At 53.1% G+C, this 12,737-nt stretch carries 9 protein-coding genes and 1 pseudogene; 4 read left to right on the top strand and 6 right to left on the bottom strand.

What is annotated here, in order from left to right; genetic code table 11:
• Positions 1-5: 5 nt before the first annotated feature.
• The 3 genes from FD37_RS05195 (at position 6) to FD37_RS05185 (ending at position 3,086) form a co-directional block, all read left to right on the top strand.
• Positions 6-935 carry an osmoprotectant ABC transporter substrate-binding protein gene (locus FD37_RS05195; protein ID WP_056963956.1) on the top strand — a complete coding sequence of 310 codons (930 nt, stop codon included), beginning with the start codon at positions 6-8 and terminating at the stop codon, positions 933-935.
• 1 nt (position 936) lies between these two features.
• Complete coding sequence (locus tag FD37_RS05190; RefSeq protein ID WP_045807536.1) at positions 937-1,599, top strand: ABC transporter permease; 663 nt, start codon at positions 937-939, stop codon at positions 1,597-1,599.
• 125 nt (positions 1,600-1,724) lie between these two features.
• Complete coding sequence (locus tag FD37_RS05185) at positions 1,725-3,086, top strand: hypothetical protein (RefSeq protein ID WP_056963954.1); 1,362 nt, start codon at positions 1,725-1,727, stop codon at positions 3,084-3,086.
• Positions 3,087-3,233: 147 nt separating this feature from the next.
• On the opposite strand, the gene FD37_RS05180 is transcribed toward FD37_RS05185, so the two are convergent.
• The 4 genes from FD37_RS05180 to FD37_RS05165 all read right to left on the bottom strand — a co-directional run bounded on the left by FD37_RS05180 (position 3,234) and on the right by FD37_RS05165 (position 10,169).
• Complete coding sequence (locus tag FD37_RS05180) at positions 3,234-4,568, bottom strand: glycoside hydrolase family 30 protein (protein ID WP_056963952.1); 1,335 nt, start codon at positions 4,566-4,568, stop codon at positions 3,234-3,236.
• Between the two features lie 24 nt (positions 4,569-4,592).
• Positions 4,593-5,852: an MFS transporter gene (locus tag FD37_RS05175; protein WP_056963950.1), complete on the bottom strand. Its 1,260-nt coding sequence runs from the start codon at positions 5,850-5,852 to the stop codon at positions 4,593-4,595.
• 72 nt (positions 5,853-5,924) lie between these two features.
• Positions 5,925-8,150 (bottom strand): beta-glucosidase, encoded by a 2,226-nt coding sequence (locus tag FD37_RS05170; protein ID WP_056963948.1) that lies wholly within the window; start codon positions 8,148-8,150, stop codon positions 5,925-5,927.
• A gap of 12 nt (positions 8,151-8,162) precedes the next feature.
• On the bottom strand, positions 8,163-10,169 hold the full coding sequence (locus FD37_RS05165; RefSeq protein ID WP_056963945.1) for a beta-galactosidase: 2,007 nt from the start codon (positions 10,167-10,169) through the stop codon (positions 8,163-8,165).
• A 164-nt stretch (positions 10,170-10,333) separates the two neighbouring features.
• On the opposite strand from FD37_RS05165, the gene FD37_RS05160 reads away from it, so the two are divergent.
• Positions 10,334-11,215: a helix-turn-helix domain-containing protein gene (locus FD37_RS05160; protein WP_056963943.1), complete on the top strand. Its 882-nt coding sequence runs from the start codon at positions 10,334-10,336 to the stop codon at positions 11,213-11,215.
• 209 nt (positions 11,216-11,424) lie between these two features.
• Here the strand turns inward: FD37_RS05160 and FD37_RS13145 are convergent, their stop codons facing one another.
• Positions 11,425-12,267, bottom strand: a complete 843-nt coding sequence (locus FD37_RS13145; RefSeq protein ID WP_225436301.1) for an autotransporter-associated beta strand repeat-containing protein — start codon at positions 12,265-12,267, stop codon at positions 11,425-11,427.
• A gap of 33 nt (positions 12,268-12,300) precedes the next feature.
• A pseudogene (locus tag FD37_RS13140) lies at positions 12,301-12,642 on the bottom strand (phosphatase PAP2 family protein); the annotation flags it as partial.
• Between the last annotated feature and the right edge of the window lie 95 nt (positions 12,643-12,737).

Genomic DNA, 12,737 nt, shown 5'->3' with positions numbered 1-12,737 from the left:
TCACCATGCAAAAAAGATTACGTCAATGGCTGGCCGGCTTACTGGTCGTCATTTTACTGTTACCCCTGGGCGGCTGCACGCTGCCCGGGCTGAGCGGGTCGGGTAAGGACACCGTCCGGATCGCCGCGCAGAACACCACCGAACAACAGATCATGGCCTACGTGATTCAGGGCATGATCCAGCACTATACCAAACTCAACACCTCGATCATCAATAACTTGGGGTCCGGGAACGTCAGCTTCAACGCCCTCAAGAACGGTGACGCCGACATCTCATCGATTCGCTTCTACGGGACCGACCTGACCACCATCTTAAACGAGAAATTCGAACGGGACCCGGCCAAGGTCAAGCGCACCGTGACGCGGGATTTCCAGAAACGTTACCAGATGACCTACTTTGAATCTTACGGGTTCGCCGACACCTACGCCTGGATGGTCAAACCATCCTACGCCAAGAAGTATCACCTGAAGACCGTCAGCGACCTCAAGAAGCTGGCGCCGAAGATGACGGTCGGTATCGACCAAATCTGGCAGAACCGGCAAGGCGACGGCTACCCGGCCTTCCAAAAGGCCTACGGGTACCAGTTCGGCACCGTCAAACCCATGCAACTCGGGCTGCTGTACGACGCGCTGGCCGCCAACAAGATGGACGCCGTCTTGGGCTACTCCACCGACGGCCGGGTCGCCAGCTACCATCTGAAGCTGCTCAAGGACGACCGGGACTTCTTCCCGCCGTACGACGCCAGTCCAGTCGCCACGAACCAGGTCTTGAAGCAACATCCTGAACTGCGGTCCGTTCTGAACCGCTTGGTCGGCCAGGTCTCTTTGAAGACCATGCAACGGCTGAACTATCAGGTCGACGATCAGCTGCAGGAACCACAGACCGTGGCCAAGCAATTCCTGAAAGACCACCACTACTTCGAAGGGGGGCACTAATATGAAAGACATGGGACTCTGGTCACAACTCATTTACTATTTTGCGCATAACGGGATGTACGTCCTGAACCAGTTCAACCAAACCTTCCTGGTGTCCATCTACGGGGTGCTCCTCGGGGCCATCGTGGGGATTCCCATCGGGATCTGGACCTCGCAGCACCGGCGGCTCTCGCCGGTCGTCATTGGCTTTGCCAACGTGATTCAGACCGTGCCGTCGCTGGCGATGCTGTCAATCCTGATGCTGGGCCTCGGGCTGGGGCAGAACACGGTCATCGCGACCGTCTTCCTCTACTCGCTGCTACCCATCGTGAAGAACACCTACACCGGCATGCTCAGCGTCGACCGCGACGTGCTGGACGCCGGTAAGGGTATGGGGATGACCCGGATGCAGATTATGACCACCATCCGGATTCCGCTTTCCCTCTCGGTGATCATCGCCGGGATTCGAAACGCCCTGGTACTGGGCATCGGGATCACGGTCATCGGGTCGTTCATCGGCTCCGGTGGCCTCGGGGACATCATCGTCCGCGGGACCAACGCGACGAACGGCGGGGCCATCATCCTCGCCGGGGCGTTGCCGACCGCGCTGATGGCGATCATCACCGACTTAGTCTTATCCTTCATTGAAAAACGCCTGACACCGAAGACGTCTTCGGCGGCTTAGGCGGCTGAAGCGGATGGCGCTGACCATCCGCTTTTTTAGTTATAGGGTGCCCGCTTAAGCGTTCTCGCCCATAACTTGCTATACTAGACCTAATCAAAACGAGTACCTTAAAGGGGGACGCGGTCGTGAACCGCCTTAAACAACTGGGTATCGATGTCTCGGTGGGCACGCTGAACTTCTTGGCGAACACCGGCATCATGTTGCCGTACATTTTAATTCTGTTTCAGTACCAAAAAACGCAGAGTGCCACCTACCTGATCACCCTGGTCGCCGTGTACATCTCGCGGGCCGCCAGCATCTTCTACACCAAGCGGCTCAACCTGCGTTCCAGCACCTACCTGATCCTGACCCTGGTCTTCGGGGCCCTGGGGAGCCTGCCGTTCGCGCTGACCACCTCGCTGGGCTGGTTGATTGCCGGGAGCGTGCTGTGGGGCTACAGTGCCGCTACGATTTGGCCGTACTTCCTGACCGTCAAGCTGCACCTCACGCACACCACCCACTTCAAGATGAAGAGCGTCTACTGGCTGGTTTTCCTGCTGATGGGGCTACTGCTCGGACTGGACTTCTACCTCAAACTCAGCTTCTCACTGTCCTTCGCGCTACTGGCGGTGCTGAACCTGGTGGCGCTGCCCGGCGGACTCCTGTTAAACGAGTTCACCCACGACTTCTATCGCGGGCAACCCAACCAGCGTCACGGGCTCAAGCAGTTCTGGCGGTGGTGGCTCTCGGTGGTCTTCTTCGCCGCAATTGCGCTATTGACCACCCTGCGAAAGGCCAGCCTGAACATCTCCTACTGGGTCACTTTAGGCATTATCCTGGTGGCCCTGGTGATTGCGCTGATCGAGCTTTACGCCGACCGGACCAAGCTGGTCAACTTCAAGTTACGGCTGATCAACCGGGGGTTCATGCTCAGCTACGTCCTGTTGTTCAGTAGTTTCATGGCGTACTACTACTGGGGCAAGCTGGGGATGTACCTGGTCTTCGTGGTCTACCTGATTGGTTTCGAAGGCGGCGCCGGCATTCTCGGCGCGCTGGCCCATCACGATGCGGATCAGAAACGCCGGCTGGGTCAGGGCTTGCTGATTGCCGGCCACCTGCTGGTCCTGATTCCCTGGAAGTGGCCGTACCTGCTGGGGCTTCTCCTGATTGCCCTCTACATCGGGGACGACAACCCAACGGTCAACCGTGAGCTGTACGAGTCCGAAGTGGTCGATGACGACAGTGCCATCATCAATAAGTACCGCTTCTCCACGGCTGGTGGATTGCTCTGCCAGCTAGTCCTGTTCGGCTTGCTGGTCGTGGCCAGCGCCACCCACGGGCTGTCCCTGCTGGCCTTCTTCAAGCCGGCCAACGCCAGTCACTGGTTCCTCTACACTTGGGCCGTCAACTGGCCGTTGGTCCTCTGTTCGCTGGGCATCACCCTCGCGAATATAGTGAACCATCGGAAACAAGCGGCCATGGAAAAAGACGACACGTTGACGGATTAGACATGACTACAAGTAGCGACTGTCGATTGCCTCCGCTCAGCTGGACCGTGACGACCGTGGGCACGACTTCAGCATTCACTTTGATTAACCGAAAAAGCCACACCATCGACAACCGAACATTGTCAATGGTGTGGCTTTTTAATGACTCTAATCAATCACGAACGTGTTAAATGAGTTGGGAGCCAAGGTTGCTTGAACGCCCTTATCCGGGTTCTCCGGATCGGCAAACGTAAATGGTAATTCCCGCTCCAAAGCGTTTTGAACAACTACCACGAGTTGACCGTCCGGGTTGCGGAACGCCTTTCCCATCGAGTTGAAGTGCCCCGTCGTTGCTAACACGTGAGCACCCGGCTTGACGTAGTGGGCGTAGTGCCGCATCACGTAGTATTCAGGGTTGCGCGTAACTTCTTGGGTCTTCGAATCAATGGAGAACAGGGAGTTCTGGTGCCAACCCCAGGTACTGATGGAGTCGCCCAGAATGATGTTCCAGTACGTGTAGGCCGTTGCGCCGGCCGTGAAGTAGTGGTTAACCAGATGGAAGATGTATTCCGCGTAGGACCAGCTATTGTCGCCCATCCCACACTCGGATTCCGTCTGAATCAATTCAATTTCTGGCCAGGACGCGTGCGTCCGCTCAATGGCGTGTTGGCCGGCCCACTGATACCCGATACCCTTGATGTACTTGCGGGCATCTCCGTCGAAGAGAATGTTGTCGACGTACCGGTTATAATTATCGAGTTTCATACCAGTCGGGCTAAAGGAGGTATCCTCAGGGCCGTTCAGGGTTCCCAAGAAGATGTCGGTGTCTAGTCCGGACTTCTCCAAGGTTGGGCCAAGGTAGTCGCGAATAAAGGTTCGCAGATCATCGCTGCTCCACAAGCAGGATGGGAACTTCTGATCGGCAAAGACCTCGTTTTGTGGACAAACCCGTTGCACGTGAATCCCTTGTTCCTCGTAAGCCTGCAGGTACTTCACGAAGTAGTCGGCGTAGGCTTGCAAGTTCTCCGGCGTCATCACGATGCGGCCGAAGTTATAGACCTTCGGGAACTTCATCCAGGTCGGTGGCGTCCACGGACTGGCAAAGAGTTGTAAGTTGGGCTGGTACTTTTGTGCCCGCTTAATGTACGGAATCAGCGTTTGCTTATCATGGTCAACGGAGAAGTGCTTCAACTGGTAGTCGCCCGCCGTTTCATCGTAGCTGTACCAGGTTTCCGCAAAGTCGTTGGCGCCGATGGGCGTCCGGTTAAAGGTGAAGTTTAAACCATCCGGCGAGAACAAGTCCTTGAGGATGTCTTCTTGTTGATCAGCCTTTAATTGATTTAACGGCAAGTAGCCCAATTCATTAAAGCAACCACCGAATCCGCGCAAGGCTTGCAGGGTCTTTCCCGTTAACTGTAAGTCCGCCGATGTGGTGGCGTGCACCCCCGTCAAAGTCTTGGTTTGTAACTGTGACGTTGGCGTACTTTGAATCCAAGTTGTCATAAAAAATTCCTCCTCGTTTTTAACCTACTTCGTAGAACGAATCATTTGAATGAAGATGCAGGCCAGTGCCGCAAAGACAATCGCCGTTGGGAAGACTAGATCGTAGCCGCCCGCCACAACGATGGCACTGGTGACAATGGGACCTGCCGTTTGACCCAGTGTGGTGGCGATGTTTAAAATCCCCAGGTCTTTCCCGGCTTCCGCCTTAGACGGTAACACATCCACGTTCAAGGCTTGATCGACGGCCCCATAGACGGCGTAACCCAGTCCCGCGAATCCGGCGAAAAGTAGCATCGAGAAGGACGACTTCATGACCCAAGGTAAGAGGTACCCAATGGCCAGCAGTACTGACGCCACGATGACCGGTAACTTCCGCCGACCGATAAAGTCGGAGATGGCCCCAGAGGTCAAGGATCCAACCAGGCCGACAATCATCGTAATCACGGACATGATGGAAATGGTGGCCGCTGCGCTGGTCTTTCCCTGGCCGATGTAACTTTCCAAAATGAACAGTTGGTAATTAAAAATCATGTAGTAGCTGAAGATTAAGAGGGTCCGACCAACGAACGCTAACCAGAAATCCCGTGCACCTTTAACTGGAGGCCGGAATGACATCACAAGGTCCTTCATACCACCACTAACGGCGGGCATGTCCTTGGACGACTTCTCTCGTGGCCAGACAATTGCGGTACATAACCCCGCAATTCCCATCAAGACACCGCCCACAACGAATCCTGGAATCTGAATCGTAATGAACCGGGCGCCAATTAAGGTCCCCATGGCGGCCCCACAGGTCGTTCCGGCGGACATAAAGGCGGACATCGTTGCCCGCATGTCGTCGGGAATCCGGTCAGATAACGTCGCAATCACGGGGGCAATCATCATGTTTAACCCGACCATGCTCATGCAGAAGGCAATCCCAATCAACCATGGATTCGCAAAGACCCCAATCAGGAACAGGGAAATTCCGCCAATGATCCCACCGGAGACCACCCAGGGCGTCCGCCGCCCAAAGCGTGAACGGGTTCGGTCCGAGAAATTCCCAAAGATCAGGTTGGCAATCAACGACGTAATGGCCGTGGCCGCACTCAGAACCCCGAAGATGGCGGTGGCCGAGTTTGGTCCCACTAAGTCCTTCAAATGTTGTGGCAACAGCACCGAGTTCACAACGCCCAATCCACTCATCCACAGAAAGGCAAAGATAAAGAAACTGATAGAAAAACGAATGCGATCGGCCTTACCCATCTTACTCGTGGTTTTCGTTTTACTTGCTTGTACGTCCATAATGTTCTTCTCCTTTTATGTAAGAACGTCCGCACCATCACCGATGATGCCGGGTCGTTCCCTGACCAACGCTTACCGGTTCGCTAACCGAATGAACTGCGCGACCTGCTGGCTATCCGCTCCCAGCATGACGGCAGAACGTAATGGAATGTTTTCGAGCAGTTGAGCGTTCTCGGATGAACCGTTTAACGTCGCCAACAGCTTATCCAGGCCCGATTCTTCCAACGCTGCCGTTAAATCACGCCGCCGAATAACGTCACTGAAGTAGGTGTTCTCGGTGACCGGTTGAAGGGTCGTTGAGCCCCATTTCAGAGTCAGCGCTTGACGTAAGACCACGTCCGTGACCGACGTCCCCACTAAGATCTCGTAGGTGCCGGTATCACTTTCCCAGGCTTCGGTCTGCGGATTGAACCAGCTAAACGCCCGTTGATCTAACGTCCGCGTAATGGTCTGACTTTCGCCCGCTTCCAAGGCGACCTTCGCAAAGTCCCGTAATTCCTTGACTGGTTTTTCAATCTGGCTGGTCTGGTTAGCCACGTAAATCTGTGGCGTCGCGACTCCGGCTCGCTGACCGGTATTCGTGACCGTCAATTGCACGGCCACTTGATGGCCCGCAACTTCCTTCACCTGAAGGTCATGGAAACTAAAGGTCGTGTAACTAAGCCCGTAGCCAAATGGGAAGAGAACCGGCAATTTCTTGGTATCGTAATACCGGTACCCTACGAAAAGTCCTTCACGGTAGTTTTCGTCTTCTCGACTGGCGTTAAAGGTCTCGTACGATGGCGTATCCTCAATCCGCAGCGGGAAGGTCTCGGCCAAGTGACCACTCGGGTTGATTGTGCCATCCAGCACATCCCAGGTCGCCTCACCAACGGCTTCACCCGCCAGGTAGGTCTCCAGCACCCCTTTGACCTGGGCTAGCCACGGCATCGTGACCGCCGAACCGTTTTGCAATACCACGACGATGTTGGGGTTAACGGCCGCAATTTTGGTAATCAGATCATTCTGATTAGCCGGCAACTCAATGGTCGTCTTATCGTACCCTTCGGATTCATCCTGTTCAGGTACTCCCGCGAAGAAGATAACCTTGTCCACCGACTTCGCCAACTCTAACGCATCATTAGCCAAGTCGGTATCCACCGTCGTTGTATCTAACGAATAGCCTTGAGCGTAACCGCTTTCAAATCCGTCTGACTGAGCCACTTCTAAGGGAGTCGTGACCTTAAAGGCGTTTACGTGTGAACTACCACCGCCCTGATACCGTGGCTTAGCGGCTAGTTCACCAACGATGCCAACCTGTTCCTCAGGCTTCAATGGCAAAATGTCATCCGAATTCTTTAACAAGACCATGCTTTGTTCTGCCATTTGTTTAGCAAAATCATGTTGTTCGTTTAAGTCATAGTCAACGGTCTCATCGGCCGGCAACGCATAATCCAAGATCATCGTAAGAACCCGTTCCACCGAACGGTCTAGTTGTGCTTCGGCAAGTTGGCCTTGTTCGACGGCCGTGACGATTTCGTCCACGGAGGCCTGACCCTTGCCCGGCATTTCCAGGTCGAGCCCCGCCTTCAACGCCGCCGTATGATCGGCCACTGCGCCCCAATCGGACATCACGAGGCCTTTGAAGTTCCATTCGTCTCGTAAAATATCCGTTAATAACCGCTTATTTTGCGAGTTCAGGGAATGGTTGATGGCATTATAGGAACACATTAACGTAGCCGGTTGTGCCTGCTTGACGATTCGCTCGAAGGCCGCCAGATAGATTTCCCGGAGTGTCCGTTCATCCATGTTGGACGACGCGGTAAACCGTTGATTTTCGCGGTTATTCGCCGCAAAGTGCTTCACACTGACGCCGACGCCCTGAGATTGAACCCCCTGGACGTAGGCCGTTCCCAGTTCTCCGGCGACTAACGGATCCTCGGAGAAGTATTCAAAGTTCCGACCAGCTAACGGGCTGCGCTTAATGTTGATCCCCGGTCCTAATAAAACGGATACCTGGTTGGCCCGAGCGGCGTTCCCCAGGTGCTCGCCCAACTTCTCAAGCATTGACCGGTTAAAGGAACTAGCCGTTAACGCGGAAGCCGGGAAATTAACGGCCTGAACACTCCGATTCAACCCCAAAGCGTCTGCGCTGTCCGCCTGCTTCCGTAACCCCGAGGGGCCATCGGTCATCATGATCTTTTGAAGCCCCAACCGGTCAATTGCTTGGGTAAACCAGAAATTCTTACCACTCACTAACTCGGCCTTTTCCTGTAAGGTCAGTTGGTCGACCAGTGAGGTAACGCGTGTGTTTGTCATTTTTTAAAACTCCTATTCTTTTGGTGAACTTTCAACGATGGCCACACCCCAAGGGTCCAAGCGGACCGGGGCCGTCACCGTCGTATCGGTGATCAACTCTTGTCCTGGTGCCACAAGTTGGGCCGTTTGCGCCTCGCTAGAGTAGTTAAAGTAGAAGGTCACCGTCTTACCGAGTTGATTACGTCCCTGTTTGATAATCACCGGGAAGGTCGCCGCAAACGGCAATAGGTTCAACTCCTGGGCGTACGCCTGAATCACCTGCCGTAAAACGTCCGCCGAAGGGAAGCACCCCAGATAGATGGTTGAGCCGGCGCCAAATTGATTCTTGGTAATGGCCGCATAGTCGTGCCAGTTTGGATCGTCATACTTGGCAATGACTTGGGCCGTGTCGGGCACCAACAGCTCCATCCAATCTTGTAAATGTAGGTCGCTGTGACCGTCGATGGTAGCGTCTTGCGGTACCAGTTGACAGCCATCAGGGTCGACGAATAGCTCGTAGTGCACCCCACAGGCTTCGCTGATAATGCCTGGTTGTTGGACCGTGCGAACCTTTACGTGCTCGTCGGTAAAGCCAGACTTGAAGGTGTAGATAACGTGGCCACCCCGCTTCACGTAGGCGTTCAACGCTTCCAAGAACGTGTCGCTGACGCTGTAGAGTGCTGGCACCACGATTAACTGGTAATCGTCTAACCGAATATGGTGCTCGTCCGTGATGTCCGTCCGAATGTTTAACTTGTAGAACTCATCATAGAGCGCCCGAAAAACGTCGTTGTAGTTACGTTGGTCGGAAAACGGAAAGTTCTGGAGAGCTGACAGGCTTTGATTGCTGACCAGAAAGGCCACGTCGGCTTTCGCCTTTAAGTTCACCAGATGATCCGATAGCTGGGCTAATTGGCCCCCGGTCTGAACAACTTCGTTATAGATCGGGTTTGGCTGGAAATCATGACTGAGGATGCCTTTCCAGTAAGTTTCAGCGGAATTATGGATTGAATGCCAGTGCCAATATTCCACCATGTTGGCACCGGAGGCGATGTGGCTAAAGGCCAATTGGCGAAGCTGACCCGGATAAGGGACCTGCTGCTTAAAGGCTTGGGCCTGCGTCTCCATGATTAAGTAGTTGTCATGCTTCAGGGTTCGTAACAGATCACCGGCGAAGGAAATCTCGGCACCCGTCAGGTGTTTCCGTGACGGGTGATAAACATCCCCACCCGCGTAATCCAACGGTTCGCTGGCCGCAAAGTGATCCACGTCTGGTTGAATGCCGTAGGAGTAACCCCGCCACTCGAAGTCAAAGTTGTGGGTGACGAACTGGTTCGGTTGCTTATACTGGCTGACCAAGTCGACTTGCCACTGTAGGAATTGGGTGACTAAGCCGCGCCGGTACCGGTCAAACTCGGCCTTCAAGCTGCCATTGATGGTCCCGTCCATGGAAGGAAAATCCTCCCAGGCGTTGATTCGATTACTCCAGTAGTCCAAACCGAATTCGTGATTCAGGGCGTCCAGGTCACCATCAAACTGGTCCTTCATGAACTGAACGAATCCCCGTTGAACGTTATCACTTGAGGTACCGTAGTACTTTGTTTCGTTGTCGACCTGATAACCAATCACAGCTGGATGCTGAGCCACATGGCGAATCATCTTACGAATGATCCGTTCGGCATACCGTAAGTAGGCTGGCGCCGTGATGTCAAAAATTTGCCGTGCACCATACGGTTGCCGCTTCCCGTCAATTTGGACCATGATTTCGGGATATTTCTTCGCTAACCAAGTGGGGATGGCGTAGGTCGGTGTCCCCACAATCACCTGAATGCCAGCGGCGTGCATCGCATCTAGCACCTTATCCAGTGTTGAGAAATCGAAGACACCATCCTGCTTTTCGTAGGTGCTCCAAGTACTTTCGCCAATCCGAACGACGTTGATGTGGGCCTTGACCATCATCGCAATATCTTGCTCTAACCGATCATAAGGGAGATACTCATAATAGTAGGCTGTTCCGTAAAGGATCTTTTTTAATGACATAGTTTCCTCCTGCTAACCCGTTTAAAAAGAAAACGCTTTCTTTATCTGAAATCTAGTATGCCAACTTTTTAGAATGGTGTATATCCCGTAATCGAACTTGTAATTGTTCAAATATGACATATAATTAAATTTAATTGTTTTTGGATAGAATTTGGAGGTGTCCCATGGACTTTCTAAAGAACGCCAAACGGTTGCCCGTTTTGGACTGGAATCTGACCTTTTTTGGCGCTCACGAGCAAGCGGTGGCAGACGATTGGACGGTTCCCATCGAAAAACATTCCGCCTTTGAATGCATCTACGTCGTTGCTGGTACCGAACATTTACGTATTCAGCATCACGATTATGACCTCGCCCAAGGTGACTTTTTCCTGATTCCTCCCGAGTTCATTCATCAAGCGTGGGCGGAACATGACCTGACCTACTTTTGTTTTCACTTTGATCTGGATGATCCTAATCTGAAGGCTCAACTAATTCAGGGGCTCACTTACCACTATCCAGCCCAATCACCCCTGTGTAAACGAATCGCACCCCATTTCGACAGATTAGACGGTCTGACGCATCAAGAAAACTTCGACTTCAATACCAAGATGACCATCCAAATTGAACTGTCTAAGATTCTGCAAATTTTCTATAATGCGAGCCGCACTGTCACCAAGAACGGCAGCTCCCCCACCGCCATCGAATACTCTCGCGTGATTGCGGACTATCTCAAAGATGCTCTCACGAACCAAGTTCTCGGTTACGTCAAGAATGGCTACACCCAGCCAGAGACCGGTCTGGTCCAAGCGGCTATCAGTACCGTCGGCATCAGTGACGGTTACGGTTTCCGGATTTTTAAACAAACTTATGGCATTTCCCCCCGCGAGTATCTCACCAAATTAAAGGTCAACGAGGCCAAAAAACTTTTGCTGAAGCCCCAGTATCCGATTGGCGATATTGGGTCCGCCTTGGGGTACACCAACTTAGCTAATTTTAGCCGTCAATTTCACCGCTGGACGGGGATGTCCCCTAAGCAGTGGCAAAAACAACACACGCCGAATAATTGATCGAATAATCAGTTGGTCATCTTTGGATAAGTTTCAAGCGGATTTGGCCTTCTTTTTTCGTCACTATTTTGATGGCATTTAAAATTGGTCTAGTTTTAATGTCTTCTTCTATTCAACCACATTTGATCAATAAAGCCTATCAAAAATCACGGCAATCAGCGCTGAGAGAACGCTGGTTGCCGTGATTTTTTCATTCACTGGTTGCGGAACTAGCCGCGAACGAGTTCTAATTTGTGAGCGGTGTACGTTACGTGCCAGCCCTTTGGTAAGCCGTACACGTGGCTGAACTTCCCTTGGTGACTACCAAAGGTAATCAGGGATTGATGATTCTTCAGGCCTGCCAGGTTCGTCAGCCGCAACGTTCCGGCCAGCTTAGCCTTGCCGTGGATCTTCAAGGCCGTGGTCTTCGTGGTGGTCAGCGCTAACGTCCCACGTTGCGCTTGTTGGTAGCCCCGTTGCAACTTCACGGTCACGGGCGCACTCAGGGTCCCGTCCGTTAACTTCACGTCACCCTTCCCGGCGGCGTTGGCGTTGTTCAGCGTCAGGTTCCCACCATCGACTTGAACCCCACCCGTGAATTGGTTGTTCCCGTTCAGGGCCAGGTCACCGGTTCCTTGCTTGACCAACTTACCGGTTCCCGTCATGTTGTTGCGCCAAACGTCCTTGGCGTTGAAGCCACCCTTGGTCGCATCCATGTTCACCTTGGTCGTACTTGGTAATGCGCCGTAGCCGTTAGCGGCCGAGAAGAGGTCCAGACGGCCCCAACCTTCGACATCGTCTAACAGTGGGTAACCCGATTGAATTTCGGTGGTGGCCAGGGCCATCCGCCGTTGATCATTGCTCAGGTAAGGTAACCGCGTTGCCAATAGGACTTCGGCGCCCTTCGGTACCCGTGGTGCCAGGCCCTTGGCCCCGATTTGCGGCAGGTTGTAGGTCATCCGGTACCGGTAGTTCTTTTGGTTTTCACGGTAACTACTGTAATCATCATGTGCATTAACTAACGGACTAGTTTGTAGATTGCTGGAATGGGCTTCCGCGTAAGCCTGTTTCATGAGATCTTTATTTGCTGGGTCATTTAACACACTGGCTACGACAGCCGTCCCTAACATCCGACCACCCATCGTTGCTAAAGGTGAGTGCCGACCGGCTAAGATACGATCATATCCCACTTCAGAGGAACGCGTAATCAACTGCTGGAAACGTTCTGGGAAAGCGTAAGCAAATGCCTCCCCGGCTTCAAATCCCGCCGTAGTATGTCCACTAGGAAAATCATAGTCCGCTTTCCCAGCTGCACGCATGACGTTATTTAAATATGGGTTAGGTAAAACATCTGGGCTTAATCGGTAAGGACGTTGGTATTGATAGTAGTGCTTAGGCGTTCCCGCAGATCCAAATCTCCCTCGAACAACATTAACTAGCTTAACCATATCACCCAATTTACTATTAGGATCAGCCCATCTTACTCCGGAATAAGGTTTATGTGCTGGATCCGGTGCTGCCGGTAAATCCATATAGGCAGTCT

This window comes from Levilactobacillus spicheri DSM 15429 (assembly GCF_001435095.1).
GTDB classification, from domain to species: Bacteria; Bacillota; Bacilli; order Lactobacillales; family Lactobacillaceae; genus Levilactobacillus; species Levilactobacillus spicheri.
This window is presented reverse-complemented; position numbering and strand designations above follow the sequence as displayed.

What these genes read in the sequence shown, in the direction of transcription:
- FD37_RS05195 (WP_056963956.1), top strand. Translation starts at nt 6, where the DNA reads ATGCAAAAAAGATTACGTCAATGGCTGGCCGGCTTACTGGTCGTCATT.
- FD37_RS05190 (WP_045807536.1), top strand. Translation starts at nt 937, where the DNA reads ATGAAAGACATGGGACTCTGGTCACAACTCATTTACTATTTTGCGCAT.
- FD37_RS05180 (WP_056963952.1), bottom strand. Translation starts at nt 4,568, where the DNA reads ATGACAACTTGGATTCAAAGTACGCCAACGTCACAGTTACAAACCAAG.
- FD37_RS05175 (WP_056963950.1), bottom strand. Translation starts at nt 5,852, where the DNA reads ATGGACGTACAAGCAAGTAAAACGAAAACCACGAGTAAGATGGGTAAG.
- FD37_RS05170 (WP_056963948.1), bottom strand. Translation starts at nt 8,150, where the DNA reads ATGACAAACACACGCGTTACCTCACTGGTCGACCAACTGACCTTACAG.
- FD37_RS05165 (WP_056963945.1), bottom strand. Translation starts at nt 10,169, where the DNA reads ATGTCATTAAAAAAGATCCTTTACGGAACAGCCTACTATTATGAGTAT.
- FD37_RS05160 (WP_056963943.1), top strand. Translation starts at nt 10,334, where the DNA reads ATGGACTTTCTAAAGAACGCCAAACGGTTGCCCGTTTTGGACTGGAAT.
- FD37_RS13145 (WP_225436301.1), bottom strand. Translation starts at nt 12,267, where the DNA reads ATGAAACAGGCTTACGCGGAAGCCCATTCCAGCAATCTACAAACTAGT.